The organism is Sorangiineae bacterium MSr11954, assembly GCA_037157815.1.
Lineage (GTDB): Bacteria > Myxococcota_A > Polyangia > Polyangiales > Polyangiaceae > Pendulispora > Pendulispora albinea.
On sequence record CP089984.1, the window covers coordinates 5032142 to 5049056 of the forward strand.

The 16915-nt window shown below is 63.4% G+C and carries 16 protein-coding genes and 1 pseudogene; 10 read left to right on the top strand and 7 right to left on the bottom strand.

The window, feature by feature from the left end; translation table 11 throughout:
• Positions 1–737: 737 nt before the first annotated feature.
• The 5 genes from LZC94_19720 to LZC94_19740 are packed head-to-tail and all read left to right on the top strand — an operon-like array spanning position 738 to position 5596.
• Positions 738–1889 (top strand): hypothetical protein, encoded by a 1152-nt coding sequence (locus LZC94_19720; GenBank protein ID WXB19447.1) that lies wholly within the window; start codon positions 738–740, stop codon positions 1887–1889.
• A 9-nt stretch (positions 1890–1898) separates the two neighbouring features.
• Complete coding sequence (locus tag LZC94_19725; GenBank protein ID WXB19448.1) at positions 1899–3389, top strand: hypothetical protein; 1491 nt, start codon at positions 1899–1901, stop codon at positions 3387–3389.
• Positions 3390–3405: 16 nt separating this feature from the next.
• On the top strand, positions 3406–4632 hold the full coding sequence (locus LZC94_19730; GenBank protein ID WXB19449.1) for a hypothetical protein: 1227 nt from the start codon (positions 3406–3408) through the stop codon (positions 4630–4632).
• Positions 4629–4856 carry an acyl carrier protein gene (locus LZC94_19735; protein ID WXB19450.1) on the top strand — a complete coding sequence of 76 codons (228 nt, stop codon included), beginning with the start codon at positions 4629–4631 and terminating at the stop codon, positions 4854–4856. The genes LZC94_19730 and LZC94_19735 overlap by 4 nt, the downstream gene beginning before the upstream one ends.
• Positions 4853–5596 (top strand): 4'-phosphopantetheinyl transferase superfamily protein, encoded by a 744-nt coding sequence (locus LZC94_19740; GenBank protein WXB19451.1) that lies wholly within the window; start codon positions 4853–4855, stop codon positions 5594–5596. The genes LZC94_19735 and LZC94_19740 overlap by 4 nt, the downstream gene beginning before the upstream one ends.
• Here the strand turns inward: LZC94_19740 and LZC94_19745 are convergent.
• Genes LZC94_19745 through LZC94_19755 form a run of 3 tightly spaced genes read right to left on the bottom strand, consistent with a single transcriptional unit; the run spans position 5577 to position 7049 of the window.
• Positions 5577–6311, bottom strand: a complete 735-nt coding sequence (locus LZC94_19745; GenBank protein WXB19452.1) for an ABC transporter ATP-binding protein — start codon at positions 6309–6311, stop codon at positions 5577–5579. The genes LZC94_19740 and LZC94_19745 overlap by 20 nt on opposite strands.
• Positions 6308–6589 (bottom strand): hypothetical protein, encoded by a 282-nt coding sequence (locus LZC94_19750; protein WXB20216.1) that lies wholly within the window; start codon positions 6587–6589, stop codon positions 6308–6310. Before LZC94_19750 ends, LZC94_19745 begins: the two co-directional genes overlap by 4 nt.
• Positions 6483–7049, bottom strand: a complete 567-nt coding sequence (locus LZC94_19755) for a hypothetical protein (protein ID WXB19453.1) — start codon at positions 7047–7049, stop codon at positions 6483–6485. Before LZC94_19755 ends, LZC94_19750 begins: the two co-directional genes overlap by 107 nt.
• 137 nt (positions 7050–7186) lie before the next feature.
• Here LZC94_19755 and LZC94_19760 point away from each other — a divergent pair, with 137 nt between their 5' ends.
• From LZC94_19760 to LZC94_19775, 4 genes are all read left to right on the top strand, one after another.
• Positions 7187–8170 (top strand): chromate resistance protein, encoded by a 984-nt coding sequence (locus LZC94_19760; protein ID WXB19454.1) that lies wholly within the window; start codon positions 7187–7189, stop codon positions 8168–8170.
• 77 nt (positions 8171–8247) lie between these two features.
• On the top strand, positions 8248–9450 hold the full coding sequence (locus tag LZC94_19765; GenBank protein ID WXB19455.1) for an MFS transporter: 1203 nt from the start codon (positions 8248–8250) through the stop codon (positions 9448–9450).
• Between the two features lie 273 nt (positions 9451–9723).
• Positions 9724–12135, top strand: coding sequence for an RES domain-containing protein (locus LZC94_19770; GenBank protein ID WXB19456.1), 2412 nt, complete (start codon positions 9724–9726; stop codon positions 12133–12135).
• An 867-nt stretch (positions 12136–13002) separates the two neighbouring features.
• Complete coding sequence (locus tag LZC94_19775) at positions 13003–13809, top strand: hypothetical protein (protein WXB19457.1); 807 nt, start codon at positions 13003–13005, stop codon at positions 13807–13809.
• 350 nt (positions 13810–14159) lie between these two features.
• Here the strand turns inward: LZC94_19775 and arsB are convergent.
• The 4 genes and pseudogenes from arsB to LZC94_19795 all read right to left on the bottom strand — a co-directional run bounded on the left by arsB (position 14160) and on the right by LZC94_19795 (position 16364).
• Positions 14160–14901 (bottom strand): annotated as a pseudogene (gene arsB, locus LZC94_19780) (ACR3 family arsenite efflux transporter).
• 3 nt (positions 14902–14904) lie between these two features.
• Positions 14905–15372 carry a VOC family protein gene (locus tag LZC94_19785; GenBank protein WXB19458.1) on the bottom strand — a complete coding sequence of 156 codons (468 nt, stop codon included), beginning with the start codon at positions 15370–15372 and terminating at the stop codon, positions 14905–14907.
• Positions 15373–15429: 57 nt separating this feature from the next.
• A complete protein-coding gene (locus LZC94_19790) occupies positions 15430–15741 on the bottom strand; it encodes a metalloregulator ArsR/SmtB family transcription factor (protein ID WXB19459.1) in 312 nt (103 codons plus the stop codon).
• 185 nt (positions 15742–15926) lie between these two features.
• Positions 15927–16364, bottom strand: coding sequence for a hypothetical protein (locus LZC94_19795; GenBank protein ID WXB19460.1), 438 nt, complete (start codon positions 16362–16364; stop codon positions 15927–15929).
• A gap of 167 nt (positions 16365–16531) precedes the next feature.
• Here LZC94_19795 and LZC94_19800 point away from each other — a divergent pair, with 167 nt between their 5' ends.
• Entirely contained in the window at positions 16532–16801 is a 270-nt protein-coding gene (locus tag LZC94_19800) for a DUF3630 family protein (protein WXB19461.1), read from the top strand.
• Positions 16802–16915 lie beyond the last annotated feature (114 nt).

A 16915-nucleotide genomic window follows, 5' to 3' on the forward strand; every position in this document is an offset into this window, starting at 1 on the left:
CCTTGCAAGAGCCGTCGGCAGCGACGGGCTTCATCACGAGGCTCACACCCGGCGCCGAGGCTCGATGGCCGCTGGAGCTGCCGCCATTCCGCGGTGCGTCCAATGTGTCGAACGAGCAACGATTAGGCACACTGGGATGTGCGGTCGGCCTCCGCGACGACGCGTGACCGCGATCGATCGAGAGCACTTGTAACATGTTCTCAGTATGCTTATAGCAACTGTTTTACTGCATTGCTTCGCGCGCCCATTCGCGCTGGCTACGGTGACTTTGCGACATCCCAACGACGAGCGTCTCGTGCAGGAGGCTCGCCACTTCCTCGTGGCATCGCTCGCCAACCCCCTTGAAAGGGATGACCGTATGAAATTCGACGTTCACCCCTTGCCGTTCAAGCCGCCGAGGTTGCAGGGGTTGTCCGAAAGGCTGATGGCGAGCCACTACATCCACCGTGCCGCTGTTCGCTCTGGATATGTACGAACATGCGTATCGCCTGGATTTTGGGTCCAACGCGGGCGCATACGTGGACGCGGTCATGTCCAACCTGCATTGGCCGCGTATCGCCGGGCACCTCAGGCCGGACCTGCATCTCGAACACCACGAGCAGCATGAGCCGCCTTGGATTTCCGTCGGCGAGCTCTTGGCCCGGCAGGCACAGGATCGATCGATATTTTGGGCAACCCAAGTAAAGGTCATCGACTCCGGTACGTCGGCGGGAAACCCACCAAGGAACGCGAGGACCATGAAAAACACGGCTGCGCGCGAGTCGGGGCTTCGTCCAGAGTCGGAGCGTTTCCATCCGTTGCGCTTCACCCTTTCGTTCGTAGGTTCCGTGCTCGCGTTGCTGGCGCTGCTCGCGGCCGCGAACCACGCCCTGAACCCTCTCGTTTTCAGCCGAGGGGCGTTGCGCGACGTCGCGGCCGCGTTGGTTCAGGGAAAGCACGTCGCGGTGTACGATCCGAACCTGGATTTTCGCGGTCTTCGGCGCGAGCACATTCGGCTCATGCCGGAAGCGCCCGATGTCGCGATCTTCGCCGGCAGCCGCTTCGAGGTGGCCACCCGAAACACCTTCCCGGGTCGAAGCTTCTACAACGCCTTCGGTCACAACGACTACTTCGAGGACCTGTTTGCCTTCGTCGGCCTGCTCGAGGAGGCGAATCGCCTGCCCAAAACGCTCGTGATGAGCGTGAGGTACATCACCTTCGAGCCCATCGCGCGGAGGGAAACGGAGGAGTGGAAGATGTTCGCTCCCGAATACCAACGGATGGCCGAGAGGCTGGGCGTGCCCGTGGCGCCCTTCCGAATGACGTTCCCTCGCGACCACTACGCATCCTTGCTGTCGCTCGATGTGGCAAAACACGGGCTCGTTCAGTCATTCAAGAAGACCTCGGCGCCGTTCGGCGCGACGGACAAGGAGAGCCTCCCGGATATGGATGTCATCCATCCCGATGGGTCGATGTCGTTCTCCGCGGCGCACGCGGGAACCTTCACCGCGGAGTCGGCGCGAAAAGAATCGCTTGGCCGAGCGGAAAAGCTCAAAAAGAAGAGCGCCACTCAGCCCACCGACGACGACAAGGCGGCGCTCGGAAAACTGCTGGACCATCTTCGCAGCAAAGGTGTCCAAGCGGTCATCGCGATCACCCCGCACCATCCCGCGTTCTGGCAAGCCATTGCCCACGAAAATTATGGCAAGGCGCTCTCGCAGCTCGAGCAAACCGTCCGGCAGCTTGCCGCGCTGCACGATGCCGCGTTCGTCGGAAGCTTCGACCCCAAAGCCGCGGGATGCCAGGAGAGGTCCTTCCGCGACTACATCCACCTGGACGAGGCGTGCCTGAAGAGCATTTTCGACCAGATCCCCCCGATCACCGCCGACAAAACGGCGATCAAGCCCTGACGGCGATCCGTGTTCTTCCAGTCCTACGGCTTCATCTTTCTCTTTCTACCTGCGCTGCTCGGCGGCTTGGCCCTCGCGACCCGATTCGGAGCGACGCGGCGTCACGTCACCGGAATGCTCATCGTGGCCAGCTTGATCTTCTATGGCCAATTGAGCCCGCGTTCCTTGCCGTTTCTCCTGCTCTCCTACGCGGCCAATTTCCTGTTCTGCCATCTCGTTCAAACCGCGAAAGCCTCGGGCACACCCGGGTTGTTTGGCCGTACTCCTGGATTCTTTGCCGGGGTAGGGGTCACGTTCCATATCGCCGCGCTCGTCGTCTTCAAATGCTCGACCGAGCTCGGATGGAGCCATTTCCCGATCGGTGCGTCCTTCGTCACCTTCATCCACATCATGCTGCTGGTGGAGATCCTGAACGGAACCTTGGACCGGATCGATGCGACGGAGCATCTGCTCGTGTCCACGTTCTTCCCCTACGTGACCTCGGGCCCCCTCGTCGGCGGTTCGGAGATCGTTTCCCAGGTCCGAACCGGGGAGACGACCGATCCACCGCGCTTCGAACGCGTCGTGGCGGGCGCGATGCTCTTCGCCATCGGCCTGTTCAAGAAGCTCCTCGTCGCGGATTCGTTGGGGCCCTACGCATCCCGCGTCTTCGACATCGCCCAGTCGGGGCGGGCCATGACGTCGCACGACGCATGGTGCGGCAGCTTGGCGTACATGTTCCAGCTCTACTTCGACTTCTCGGGGTACTCGGACATGGCCGTGGCCATTGGCTATATGGTGGGCATCAAGCTGCCGCTGAACTTCAACTCCCCGTTCAAAGCCACCACGGTCTTGGAGTACTGGCAACGGTGGCACATGACGTTGACACGCTTTATCACGCAGTATCTGTATCTCCCCATCGCCATCAAAGCGACGCGCTGGGCAGACGATCGGGGCATCGAATCCGAATCGCTCCGCTTTGTGCTTACCGTCCTCGTACCCACCATCGTTGCCTTCGCCATCGCGGGAGTCTGGCATGGAAACGGTTGGACATTCGCGCTGTACGGATTGTACTGGGGCGCGGCCTTGTCCGTGTTCCACACCTGGAAACGCGCCTTTGACACGAGGTTGCCTCGCCCGGTGGCGTGGCTGCTGACCATGCTGACGGCGCTGGGGTCGCTGGTCATCTTCCGGAGCGAGAGCGTGGCCGCGAGCGCGCGCATCATGAAGGCCGCTTTTTCACCGTCCGCGGCCTCGGCCGAAAGCGTGGCGTCTTCTCCGCTGCCCGCCGGATTTGCGTTCATCCTCGCAGCCATCGGAGCGGCGGTCGTCATCCTGCCGAACTCGCAGCAGATTCTGCATCGGTATGCCGTGAGCCGCGATGACGTCGAACCGCACGCGGGGCTGTCTTGGCTCGCGTGGCGGCCCACCACGGTGGGGGCGATTGGGCTTGCCGTCGTGCTCACGGTTTCGCTGCTCATGGCCTCGGGCCCCCAGCAATTCTTGTATTACAAATTTTAGCGTCTGGAGAGACGATATGCAGCTTCGAAGCCCAACGCAACACCTGGTGTTGCCGCTTTCCCGTACTGTCGACGCCGAGCTCGCGTCGGACATCGAGAAGCACTCCGTGTATGTCAGCGAAGATCTGCTCTCCTTGAGCGTCGTCCAAAACGAGCCTCGCGTCCTCGTGGGTTACAAGGACGGCGCCGACATCGAACGCCTGCAAGAGAAGCTGTCGCGCTATCTCGATGCCATGTTGGCGCGCGTTCGGAGGGTCGAGCCCGCGGTTCACTACCAGAGGGGCCGCCGCTCGAAGGCCATCGAGCACGACGTCTTCCCGAAGCTGCTCGAGCGCGGGTGGGCGTTTCAGCACGGTCGCGGCATGGTCAGCCTCAGCGGGCCGGCGCTCACGCTGTCCAGGGTCATCGACGAGACGTTTGCCCGACGGTATCGCCGATCGTACGCCGCGCAGGATCGTGCCTATCCCGCGATGATCCAGGCGGAGTTGCTGGCTCGCTGCGGCTATTTCGAGATGCATCCGAACGCCGTCTCGTTCGTCTCTCACTTGCGGAACGACTTCGACGAAATCGAATCCTTCCGCGCCGTCAACGAAGGCGCTTCGCGGTTGAATGTGACGCACGGGGGCGCTTTCGCGCCCATCCAGCACTGCTTGAATCCGGCGGCCTGCTTTCCGTGCTACGAAGCTTTCGAAAACCATCGAATCGGCGCGGAAGGTCAGGTGCTCACGTGGCCAGCGCGCGTGTTCCGATACGAATCGAGCAATTTGGTCGGACTCGATCGTTTGTGGGAGTTCAACGTTCGGGAGCTGGTCTTCCTCGGCACGGACGCGTTCGTCCAGGCAGGCCGCCGGAAGGCCATCGCGCTCATTCAAGAGATTTTGGACGATTGGGATTTGAGCGGTCGCATCGAAACCGCGACCGACCCATTTTTTGCTACGGTCTACGCTTCCAAGGCTTTCTGGCAGGAGGCCATGGACGTCAAATACGAGATCCGGCTGGACATCGCGCCGAAATCCAACGGTACGGCGCGCACCGTGGCCGCAGGATCCATCAACCTGCACGGTGCGTTCTTCGGCGAGCGCTTCAACATCCGAGATGCCAACGGGGAGGCGGCCTACTCCGGTTGCGTGGGCTGGGGGCTCGAGCGTTGGGTGCTCGCCATCTTCAGCCAACACGGTTTCGATGTGCAAAAGTGGCCGGAGCGTTTGCAAGAGCGGGTATTGGCCGAAAGGGACGATTCATGAGCCTGAGAGCATTGGTCTCCAAGGTGCTGCGGGAGGCAGAAGAGAACGTATCGGACGACGCAAGTCCGAAAACATTGAAGTCGTGGAACAGTACGAAGCATGTCGAGCTGATCATGGCCGTCGAGCGGAACTACAAGGTTCGATTCAGCACGGCCGAAATCGTGACCGCGCGATCGTTGAAGAGCATCCGGGACCTCCTGGTAAAACATGGCGTCTCTGAATGACGACGGAGGCTCTGTGGCTCATTTCGATGGACGGGCTGGGCGCATGGGGCAGGGAAGGTGCTCGCGGCGTGATCGGGCCCCGGGAGAAGGCGGAGGTCGAAGCGTTCGTTCGACCCGAGGATCGGCGTTTGGCGCATGCGACGCGGGTGGCTGCGCGATGTGTCGCCAGCGCTTTTGTCGAGGGGCGTGTTTCTCCTCGTGAGTGGGTTTTCGACCGATGCGCCGAAGGCCGGCCGAGTTTGCGTCATCGCCGGGTGACAGGGTTGGAGCTGAGTCTTTCCCACACCGATACCCTGCTGGCGGTGGGGGTGCACATCGATCGGCGTCGGCGTTCGAGGATCGGCGTCGACGCGGAATGCGTGGACCAGGATGGGCCATGGCTTGCGACGGTGCGACGTTTTTTGCCCGACCGGGAGCGCGAATTCATTCTCGCCATGCCCAAGGGGTCCGCCTTGCATCATTTCCAGCTGCTTTGGACGGCCAAAGAGGCCCTGGCCAAAGCAAGCGGGAAGGCTTTCGTCGAGGTGCTCGGCGCCGAGCTGTTCGCGATCGGGCTGGATGGCTATCGGTCGCGATCCATGCCGACCTCCCGCGGGTTCGATGTGCAAAACTGGACCGTCCGCTGGTTGTCGCATGGTGACCACGTCGTCGCCGTCTGCGGTCCGCGCGGGTGCCGGCCGCCCCGTGTTCACGGGTGGACCATGGGCTGGCTCGTTTCGGTCATCTCTCCCCCCGCATGAAAGCCCTTACGAACGGGCTCGCGGGGGAATCGGCCAGCTCACGGCGGGTGCCTGTCTGTACGAGCTTGCCCTGCTCGAGGACGGCGATCCGTTGGGCGAGCCGCGCAGCTTCACGAGGGTCGTGCGCGACGAGGATGGCGGCCGTGCCGCGTTCGCCGAGCAGCGATGCGAGGAGCTGGAGGATTTCGTCCTCGAGCACGACGTCGAGGTTCGTGAACGGCTCGTCGAGCACGATCCACCTCGGCTGGGTGACCAGGGCGCGCGCGATCGCGACGCGCTGTTTTTGACCCCCCGAGAGCTCGTGGGGTCTTCGGCTGCCGAGGCCCGACAGCCCCACCCGGGAGAGCATCGTTTCGATGGCGGTGGTCCGCTGCGCCTTTGGAACACCCTTCGCCGCGAGCCCGAGCTCCAGATTTCCGGACACGGACACGTGCGGCCACAGCGCCAGGTCTTGAAATACCGCTCCGACGTCGCGCTCGTCGGGCGGCAGCAGGATCCGTCCCGGAACGCTTGCCAGCTCTCCACCGATGCGAATGGAACCCGCAGAAGGTGCGACGAGGCCGAGAACGAGTCGCAGAAGGCTCGTCTTTCCGCTGGCGGATGGCCCCACGAGGGCGACCATCTCACCCTCCTGAAGCGACAAGGAGACCTCGGACAGCACCGAGCGCCCGCCAAGCGACAAGGACACCCGCTCGAGCTCGAGGAGGGGGCTCAACGAAACCTCCGTACGGCGAGCGCGCCGATGCTCACGACGGTAAGTGTCAGCACGACGTGAATCATCGCCAGCGCGGCCACGACGGACGGCGATCCGTTTGCCTCCAAGGTGAAGATCCGGACGGTGAGGGTCTCGCCGCCAGGAGGATAGAACAGGACGGCGGTTTCGAGGTCACGCAAACAGAACACCAGCATGAGCCCCACGCCCGTGACGATGTCGCGCGCATGCAATGGGATGACGATGCGGGCGAGTCGTCGAAAATAGCCGGCCCCGGAGATCGCCGCTGCGTCCTCGTAGGCGCGGGAGGTGTTCGCGACGGAGCGAAGGCTCGCTGGCGATGGCGACGGGGAATCGGTTATCCGTGTCGTCGTTGTCGATCTGTGCGAGCACGTTCGGCTTGCTGGGCGCGTCGGCCTCGGCGCGGATCACCCATCGCCCGGGCTTGCCTTGGCCCGTTCGGCCAAAGGAAAGCGCCGAGGGTGCCGCGCCCGCCGCGTCCTGGTCGAAGTTTCGCGCGCGGGCTCCGCTGCTGCCCTGCGCGGGCTCCGCGGGATTGGTCGCGGCCGCATGGGGGGCGGGCGTGACGGCCGGTGAGCTCCCGGCGCTCGGCGCGGCTGCGGCATTGTTCGTGGCCGTCGCCGCTTGGGATGCCGGGGGCGATGTGCCGGCATTTTCGTTGCGACAGGCGAGGAAGCCCGCGGCGATGCAGAGGCTCATGACGGCGAATCGCTTGCTCATTTCGCACCCTCCTGCGCGGCTCTTCGCGACGCGGCGCCCGAAAGCGTCCCGGATAACTTACAACTGTGATATCACATATGCATTGCTTCACAACTGGTAGACTGAAAGCACATGCACGAGTGGTGTAGAGAAGGCACATGCACGACGAGCCCGATGAGCCGCGATGGCTGCTTTTGATCCACCAAATCCCGCCCAAGCCCGCCTACTTCCGGGCCAAGGTCGGCAGGCGGTTGGCGCGGCTCGGCGCGGTCGCCATCAAAAACTCCGTCTACGTCCTGCCCCTGAACGAGCAGACACACGAGGATCTGCAATGGGTCGCGCGTGAGATCGCCAGCGACGGCGGCGACGCGACCTTGTGCAAGGCCACGTTCGTGGAGGGGCTCCGCGATGACCAAATCGAAGCGCTCTTCCACGCGGCCCGCGACGCCGATTACATGCAGCTCGCCGAGGAGGCACGGCAAATCACGTCCGAGTTGCCCACGCGCCTCGGGCGTGACGACGAGCGCCGGCCCGCGCTCGAAGCGGATCTCGTGCGCTTGCGCAAGCGCGCCAGCGAAATTCTGACGATCGACTTTTTCGCGGCCTCCGGGCGCGAGTCCGCGGAATCCGCCATCGCCGCGCTCGAGAAGCGCCTTCGGCGAGGCGAAAAGCCGCCGCCCGAGGAGGAGCCCCGCCCGCGTCGCGACGCGTACCAAGGGCGCACCTGGGTCACGCGCAAGAACGTCCACGTCGATCGCATCGCGAGCGCGTGGCTCATTCGGCGCTTCATCGACGAAGGCGCGCGCTTTGCGTTCGTTGCCGGCCAAGGCTACCGCGCCAAAAACGGCGAGGTCACCTTCGACATGTACGAAGGCGAATTCACCCACGTGGGTGACGCGTGCACCTTCGAAACCTTGCTCGACCAGTTCGAGATCCGGGAGCCGGGTCTTTCGGCCATCGCGGAGATCGTTCACGACATCGACGTGAAAGACGGCAAATTCGCTCGCACCGAAGCGCCCGGCGTGGCCGCGCTCATCGCGGGCATCGCCGTCTCCGAGCGGGAGGACGAAGCACGCATCGAGCTCGGTGGGCGCATGTTCGGCGCTCTGCTCGAGCTCTTCCGCCGCAAGCGCGGCACGTAAGCCTGCCGGACGTCCCTCGATGCCGGCATGACCCTCGTTTCATGCAAATCGATGGTTGATGCGACCTGGAGCGCCCGATGGTCGATCGTTCGATTCTCTATGCGACCGCGTTCCTTCGTGCCCTTGCGACGGGCATGGTGGCCGTCGTGCTTGCGGCGCATCTGGCCAGCCTTGGCTTCCGCGTCGAGAACGTGGGTTATGTCGTGGCGGCGGGACTTGCGGGAAATGCCGCGGCGCTGCTCGGGGTAACGATCCTCGCGGGCCGTGTCGATCGTAAGGTCGCGTTGATCGTCCTCGGGGTCTCGTGGACCGCTGGCGCGCTCGTTACCGCCGTGGCATCGTCGGCCGTCATCATCACGGCGGCTGCATTTCTGGGGATGCTCAATGGCGCCGGTCGGGATCGCGGTGGCGCCCTCGCGCTCGAACAGGCCGCCTTGCCGGCGACGACCACAGACTCGCAGCGCACCCGGACCTTCGCCTGGTACAACGTGCTGCAGGACGTGGGGCACGCCCTTGGTGCCTTGCTTGGCGGCCTCCCGGCGCTCCTCGAGCGCGCGAGCGCGCTGTCACCGATGGACGCGTATCGGGTGACTCTCGGGGTCTACGTCGCATGTGCGGTGCTGAGCCTCGCTCTTTACACGCGGCTCTCGTCGCTCCGCGCGGGGGGCACCGAGAAGGCGGCGGCGCTCTCGCCCCAGACGCGCCGTGTCCTGGTGCGCATCTCGGCGCTGTTCGCGCTCGACAGCTTGGGTGGCGGCTTCTTGACCACGGCGTTGCTTTCGTATTTCTTCTTCGAACGCTTCGGGGCGAGCCAAGCCATCGTCGCCGTATTGTTCTTTGCGGCGCGGGTGGCGAATGCACTGTCGCACGTCGGAGCCGCCATGCTCGCGCGGCGCATCGGCTTGGTGAACACCATGGTGCTCACGCACCTGCCGTCGAGCTTTCTCCTTCTCACCGTCGCCATCGCACCTTCCTTTCCCGTCGCGGCGGCGCTCTTTCTCGTGCGCGAAGGGCTCGTCGAAATGGACGTGCCCACGCGTCAGTCGTACGTGATGGCGCTCGTCCGGCCCGAGGAGCGTGCGGTGGCCTCGGGGATGACGAACCTCGTGCGCATGGCAGGATGGGCCGTCGCGCCGCTCGTTGCCGGCGTGTTGATGCAGCGATCCTCGCTGACCGCGCCGCTCGTGGCCGGCGCGCTGATGAAAATCGGCTACGACGTTCTCCTCTACCGCGGTTTTCGATCGGTCCGGCCCCCCGAGGAGGCCTCGACCTCCGCGTGAGGGTCGCCGTCCGGCAACAAGACCGCATCTCGGGACCGTGCGGCAATTCGTTCCTCGATGCGGGCGGGCGCGGCTTCTGTAACGACAAAGGAGCTACCTTTCGGAGCGCCCGAAATACGTCGCGCAAGGGCATGCTGTCGCCCACGAACGGAGCTCGGCGACGACGGGCAGCTCGCGCGCGAGACCGACGAGCTGGGGCGCGTCTTCACGATCGTACGGGATCCGACCGGGGAGGCCATCGGCCGACGCGACTCAGTCGGTCAACTCTGGCCGATGGATCAGGAGCGCCCGCGCCCGCCGCCGCATCACGTACCGACCACGGCGCGGGAATGGGAGTACGGGGGCGTCCTTCCCGCGGGCTATGGTCTGCCCTCACGGCGACAACTCGAGCTCGAGTGGTTGCCGGCGTTCGTCATCGATGCGCTAACGCCGCCTTCGACCGGTGACCGATTCGACGATCTCGCGGAGCGCTGGAAGGAGACGACCGTACGTGACGTGCACGGCTTGCGGCTGCGCGTGGAGCGCGCGGGCACAACGGCGCGGCGCACGTGGCACTACGACAACAACGGCTATTGGACGCGCTTCACGGACTTCGATGGGGCCACGTGGCATCGGTCCTTCGGCTCGTGGAACCATCTGCGTGAGATGATCGATCCGCTCGGATCGCGCACCTCGTTCGAGCACACGAAGCGCGAACAGCTCGCGCGCGTGACGGATGCGGGCGGGACGGTCCACGGGTACGCCTACGACCTGCGCAATCGCCTCTCGGAAGTTCGGCGGCACGGCGGTGTGCGCGAATCGTACACGTACGACGCCGCCGGCGAGCTCGCGGAGAAAGTCGACGCAAACGGCAACGTGCTCGTGCGCTACGAGCGCAAAGACGAGGGCCGGCACGTCGTGCGCACGCTCGCAAACGGCGAGCGGCACGAGCTGCGCTACACGGCTGCACGGCAGCTCCAATCGGCGAGCGCCGAGGCCCCGGACGGCAAGCGCGACGAATACGCGTTCGCGTACAATTTGGTAGGCGCCCGCGTTTGCGATGAACGCAATGGGGTCGGCGTTCGGTGCCGGTTCTTGGGCGCGAAGCTCGCCGAGATGCGCGTGCTCGAGCAATTCGTGACGCGCTACACGTGGACGAGCGAAAACACGCTCGGAATCGTCGATCCAACTGGCGCCAAGCACACCATCCAACGGTGCCACGGTGGCGTCATCCGCAGGACGACCTCGAACCGGGTCACGGAGATCAGCCACTACCACCCCGACGGCTACTGCCTTTCCAAGATGGCGATGGTGGCCGGGGGCCTCTGGAAGCGCACATACGAACGTTCCGAAGAGGGTGACGTTCTCGCCATTCGAGACAGCCTGCGCGGCCGCCGCTCATTCACGTACGACGCTGCGCACCGGCTCGTGGGCGAGCTGCTCCCCGACGGCGCGAGCCGCGCCTTCAAGCACACGCGCGGCGGAGACCTCTTCGAAGCTCCGGGTCTTCGCGGCGTCACCCTGGACGAGCACCGCCTCCACGACGCCAACGGCAACCGCTTCGAATACGACCACCGCCACCACGTCGCAGCCGTGTACACGCCGAACGGCACGGTCCATCTTCGCCGCGATGCGCGCGATCAGCTCGTCGTCCTGCACGGGCCCGGGGTTGGCGTGTGGTCGGCACGCTACGATGTCCTCGGCCGCCGCATCGAGACCACGCACAACGGGGCAACGACGTCGTTTTATTGGGACTCGGACCGCCTCGTCGCGGAGATTCTGCCGGACAAGCGCCTTCGCGTGTACATCTATGCCGACGAGCTCGCCTTCGCGCCCTTCATGTTCGTTGACTACGCGAGTGGGGACGCGGAGCTGGAGAGCGGGAAGCGCTACGTCATCCTGGCGAACCACCTCGGCGCGCCGGAGTTGATCCAAGACGACGCCGGCGCCGTCGTGTGGCGCGCCTGGTACGAGGCGTACGGGCTCGCGCACGTCGAGGTCGGTGCGGATTTCCACCAGCCGGTACGCTGGCCGGGGCACTACTTCGATGCGGCGACGCGGCTGCATTACAACCGGTTTCGGTACTACAGCCCGGAGCTCGGGCGGTACGTGGAGAGCGATCCCGATGGTATCCGCGGCGGGCTCAATCTGCATGCGTATGCCGACGGGAACCCTCTCCGATACGTGGACTTGCGGGGGCTGGGCTGCGGCGATGGCAACCGGGATCCGAACAACGACGAGGATCGGCCGGAGCAAGAGTCGTCTGCGCGACCGAAGGTCGCGGATGAGGTCTTCCACTTGGTGACGAGCCCGGGAGCGGGGCAAGGTGTTCTATGCGGTATTGACAAGAGATTCTTCAACCCGGAGAGTCGATTTGGTAAGGCATTCTATGTGGCTGAAGAACCCGGCACGGCCTTCGCGGAAGTAGCGCATCATGAAATGAGCACAACGCATGGTATCCGTTTTTCCGTAGACCACCGTGCGACGCGCATCCTGGATTTAACAGATCCGCATGTGGCGAAGGAATGGGGATACCATGGGGGAGAAATTTCTTCCGAAACGAGAGCCTTAGGACCACGCGCAAAGGAGGCCGGCTACAACACCATCCGATATCCGTCCGAACGAGCCAGCGGAGGAACCAATTTGGCCATCCTCGATGATTATAACCAAATCCTGACACCACGAATGATAAGCCCAGCGACATGAGTCTCGTTTTTTACAAATACACCTGTGCCAATTGCGGCTGGCAATTCGAATCACCAACGACACTCGAATACGGGAAGTTTGTGATGAGGGGAGAGAACTCTTCAGAGCCAGCCCTTCTTTCCGCGATGGAAGACCCCGTATACGTGGAAGTAGATCGTATGCTCGAGTCTCTCGGAGCGTATCAAGGTAAGGTCGACAGTTCCGATATTCTACAAGCTGTATTCGGAGCTGCCTGCGACCCTGCACCGGATGGCACTCAGTACTTGATCGGAAGACGAGCCCCATGTCCCTCGTGCGGTTCAAGGGAGATGAGATCTTGGACGCCGGTCCGCCCGTATGATGGTCCAGTTTTGCCGATCACACATTCCGCGTGGTCGCGGTATTCGCGCGACGAGAAAGAACGCGTTCTCCGCGCCGCCGTTCAGGCAATGTCCGGACCGACGGCGCCGTAATGGAGCTAGCCGCGCGGGCAGATTTCATCAGGCACTAGGTCGCCGGTATGATGATGGTCCCGTGCTTCCGGTCACGCATCGTGCTTGGTCGCGGTAATCACAAGACGAGAAAAGCGCGTCATGCGAGCGAGCGTCCAAGCGCCTACGTTCGGGCTGGGGGCGCTCTGAAAACTTCTCGGGGTGCGCTCCGAGGGGCCCAAGATGCAGCCGCTTCAAGGTCCCTTCTTGTGTGATTCAGCCAACAGCCCTGCCGTAGATACGTGATTACTTTTTGCGAAGCGCATTCGTTTTTGGTACTGGCTTCTTGATATCACGCGGTGGCGTTTGAGTTTGTCAACTGCACGCGTGCGGCCCAGCGAAGCATTCTCGCGCCGGGCCACGGACTACCCCACGGCGACGACTCGAGCTCGAGTGGTTGCCGGCGTTCGTCATCGACGCGCTGACGCCGTCTTCGACCGGCGACCGGTTCGACGATCTTGCGGAGCGCTGGAAGGAGATTACCGTGCGTGACGTGGGTGAAGGCCCTTTGGCGGCGGTGCGCGCTGCATGTTGGCGCGCGGGGCATCGCGCGCCCCGCGATTGGCGCCTCCCCATCGCCGGTGTTAGGCTCTTGCCGGTGCTGGTTGGCGACGATGGAATGTTTTACGATGGTGCATGGCGCAGGCGCCCGGAGCTCGTCGCGCGCGTTGGCGAGGACTTGTTGCTGTATCTCGGGGATGCCATCCGCGCTTTCGAGCGAGACGGTGCACCGTGGAATAGTCTGATTGAGCACATCGCGCTTCGGGAAGGACTCCTCGGGGAGGTGCGAACGGTACGCGCCGATGCCGTGTGTAGAATGCGCCCTCCCAGAGACGGGGAGCTCGTTCTCGAGATGCAGCATCATTTTCGGGATTACATGTATGCTCTCTACGACCGCATTATCGAGCAATCATGGTGCCGGAGTGCGAGCCTCGAGCCCGCGAATCAGGCTGAGGGTCATAAAGGTAGGATTTCGGTTGCTATAGGCCGAATCGATTCGACGTTGTGCGAACGGCTCGAGCGTCGGATACGAGAGCATGCCGAGCACGCGTGCGCCGAAGTGTTGCGGCACGTGGGCGCCTTTCGTTCGCTGGTGACGCCGGAGCCTTTGGTTGATGCGAAGGTACTCGACGAAACGCTCCACGCGATCCGATGCGCCGAAACGGCTAACGCCCGGGAGTTGGATCGTTTTCGTTGGATATAGTAGCAGTTGACCCCTGCAGGTTCCAGCCGGCACCACGTTGACGCCCGCTCGATGGGGAGGCTCCGCGGCAACGAGGCCTCCAATTTTTGTGCTGCCAGTTCGGGAACCCGCTTTCTAATTGAAAGGCTGTCGGGGTGCGACTGCTCGATTCTCTCGCGCGACTCGAGGAGTCAAAAATCTGCGGATTTATTCTGCCGTTTACACTTGTCGCCCGAACGTCCAAGCAGCGCGGCCTCGCCCGTCCGTAGCGCGCCTTTCTTTGCGCAGATTTCTACGCTCAAATTCCTGCACCCTAATCGCTTCATCCGATTTCATCACCCAAATTCGCGCGATATCCTCGGATCGCCAACACCTTTCAATGACAACATCACCACGATCGTGAGCAGCAGCGCCACCAGCGTGATGGGCTGATGCGCGGCACGAACCGCGACTCGTACCACGCACCTCCCTTCGCCTTCATCAGAAGCCGGCGGTGACGATCCCCGCCGCGAACGGGATGCCGAGGTAGACGGCTACGCTCTTGGCCGCCTCGCCGATGGTGATGTCGACGACGGCGCTGCGGAGACCGAGCCAGCTCGGAAGCACCGTCGCAAAGACGTAGGCGTAGATGGGGAAGAAAATGATCTAAAAAACCGAGTTGAGCGCCACGAGACCGGCACCGTATTCTCTATCGCCTTTGGCCAGGTCATTCCAAACGATGACCATGGCGATGCATCGGGCGAGGCCGATCAAGATCAGGCCGAGCATGTAGTCCGGCTTGTCGTGCAAGAACACCACGGCGAGCCCGAACATGACGAGCGGCTCGATGATCCAGTTCTGCAGGAGCGAGAGCAGCTACACCCGTGGGGCGCGAAGGACCTTCCCGAGCTCCTCGTAGCGTACTTTGGCGAGCGGTGGATACATCATCAAGATGAGACCCACCGCGATCGGGATCGACGTCGTGCCGACGCTCATCCGCCCGACCGCCTCGTTGATCCCGGGAACGAAGAATCCAAGCGTTACGCCGGCGATCATCGCCGCGAAGATCCAGAACGTGAGATAACGGTCGAGGGACGACAGCTTGCGGGCGAGGCCGCGGGGCGACGCGGACATGGATCAGCCGCAGCAAGTGCCGCGCGTGCTGGCGTCGTTAGCGCCCGCCGCCGGCGTGCACGCCGCGCTCTGGAGCTGCTCCGGGCCCTGTCCCATCGTGGCCGCGTCGCCTGTCACCACGAAGACCTCCCAATGGTTCCCGTCGGGATCGCGTATCCAGACCTTGTCCTGCATGGCGTAGCAGCACGCGGTATTTCCCTCCGTGAAGGTCTCGAGCCCCGCCTGCTTGAACCGCGACCACGCCACGGCGACATCTTCGGTGCTCCCGACCTGCACGCCGAAATGGGATGCGTTCACGCCCGTCCTAGGAGCCTCTTGCATCGTGAGGTTGAGCGCCGGCGCCGCCAAGTCGAACTTGGCATAACCGGGCCGGCGCTTGGTGGCCTTCACCCCGAAGGCGCGCTCGTAAAACGCGACCGAGGCATCGATGTTCGAAACGTTGAGCGACACGTGCGGCTTGAGGATGTTCATGGTCTTCGTCTCCTTCTTCCAAATAATTCGAAGTAGATGGCCAAAAAAAACCGGGGATCAGCAGCAGGAGCCCTTGCCGCCGTTTTTGCAGCAATCCTCCCATAGGTACGCCGTGAGCTTGCGAAGCGCCTCGTAATTGGCCGAGTAGTAGTGGAATGTACCCTCGCCGCGGGTCTGCACGACCCCCGCGTCCACGAGGCGTTTCAGGTGATGGCTCAAGGTCGACGCCGGAAGATCGACGTGCCCCTGAATTTCTCCGGCGGACGCGCCCTCGGGCCCCGCCTGCACGACGAAGCGGAGGATGGCAAGGCGCACGGGGTGTCCCAAGGCTCCAAGCTGCTCGGCGTGATGTTCCAACTTCGAGGCCACGCCTTACTTCTAGAATGTTGGAAGTAGCTAGGCAAGGCGATCGCGCACTTTTCTTCGACCCTGCCGGGATCCTTGTGCCGGGCCCTGCACTTGGGTCTGCGGGCGCGATTGGCGTCAACAACGCTGCTCGCACCGCGTCCTCCGTAAATCTTCTCCGCGCAGCATCTCGTTCCTGTGGCGGCGTGCTATGCGGCGAGCCGTCGCGAAGCGTCCACGAGAACGCTTTCCTGTGCCGCTTGTGGGCCGCGCGAGAGCAGGGGGTTCATCGAAGGTCGAATCGTTGCAAGCATCGCGAGCACGCGCAGCGCCTCTTGTTCGTCGAGGCCGCGCACGCCGAAGCTGACCTTCGCGGGTTGCTCCACGCTGCCGCGGTGGATCTGCAACGAAAAGATCGACCGAGGGCCGCCGTAAACGGGTACCGGCTCGTGGTCGGTTCCCTTGTAGCCGTTCGCGCTCGGCAGCTCCGCATCGATCGCGCGCGCAATCCGCTCCGCGACGGACCACGCGGCCCGCGCCGATTCGTCGGCTTCGCGCGCTTCGTGGAGGGCGAGCCGAAACGCCGGCTCGTATGCCGCCAGGAGGCGCTTGACGGTGTCGGCGAGCACCGCGGGGGAGCTCGGCATTCGAGCAAAGAAATTTGGTAAAATACGGCGACCCGCTCGGACCGTCCGCGGACCAACTTCGAGCGGCAGGAAACCTGGGAACAAATCATCGAAGGGGCCGCACGGCCCGGAGGAGCTTGGACTCTGAAGCTTTGCGCGGGGAATACGATGCTCTCGCTTTGACGACGATGGCATCTGGACATCTCTGCATAAATCTCTCTGAAAAGGTCTCGTGGGAAGACTTCCCTTCGTTTGCTGCCGCGCTGTTGGAGCGCATCGGTGGAACAAGGGTGGGCACTATGGACGCAGTCGACGCTCGATTATGGGATATCGTTATCGACGAACATCGCGTGATATTGGTGTTCGACGACTTTCCCGCGATGGTGTCCTTGGAAGCGCGCGACCGCGAAGGTGATGATGTGCTCCGGCGAGTGCACGCCCGGCTCAAGGAAAAATAGGCGATCAAACACGCGACCCAAAAGCCCAGCCGTGAGCTTCGTGGTAGGTGTGTTACACGCAGAGCCGTCGCGAATCGTCCACAAGAACGCTTTCCCGCGCCGCTTGAGGGCTGC

Bases quoted from the DNA above. Each gene is read 5' to 3' on its own strand.
- LZC94_19720 (WXB19447.1), top strand. From the start codon at position 738: ATGAAAAACACGGCTGCGCGCGAGTCGGGGCTTCGTCCAGAGTCGGAG.
- LZC94_19730 (WXB19449.1), top strand. From the start codon at position 3,406: ATGCAGCTTCGAAGCCCAACGCAACACCTGGTGTTGCCGCTTTCCCGT.
- LZC94_19735 (WXB19450.1), top strand. From the start codon at position 4,629: ATGAGCCTGAGAGCATTGGTCTCCAAGGTGCTGCGGGAGGCAGAAGAG.
- LZC94_19740 (WXB19451.1), top strand. From the start codon at position 4,853: ATGACGACGGAGGCTCTGTGGCTCATTTCGATGGACGGGCTGGGCGCA.
- LZC94_19755 (WXB19453.1), bottom strand. From the start codon at position 7,049: ATGAGCAAGCGATTCGCCGTCATGAGCCTCTGCATCGCCGCGGGCTTC.
- LZC94_19760 (WXB19454.1), top strand. From the start codon at position 7,187: ATGCACGACGAGCCCGATGAGCCGCGATGGCTGCTTTTGATCCACCAA.
- LZC94_19765 (WXB19455.1), top strand. From the start codon at position 8,248: ATGGTCGATCGTTCGATTCTCTATGCGACCGCGTTCCTTCGTGCCCTT.
- LZC94_19770 (WXB19456.1), top strand. From the start codon at position 9,724: ATGGATCAGGAGCGCCCGCGCCCGCCGCCGCATCACGTACCGACCACG.
- LZC94_19785 (WXB19458.1), bottom strand. From the start codon at position 15,372: ATGAACATCCTCAAGCCGCACGTGTCGCTCAACGTTTCGAACATCGAT.
- LZC94_19795 (WXB19460.1), bottom strand. From the start codon at position 16,364: ATGCCGAGCTCCCCCGCGGTGCTCGCCGACACCGTCAAGCGCCTCCTG.
- LZC94_19800 (WXB19461.1), top strand. From the start codon at position 16,532: ATGGCATCTGGACATCTCTGCATAAATCTCTCTGAAAAGGTCTCGTGG.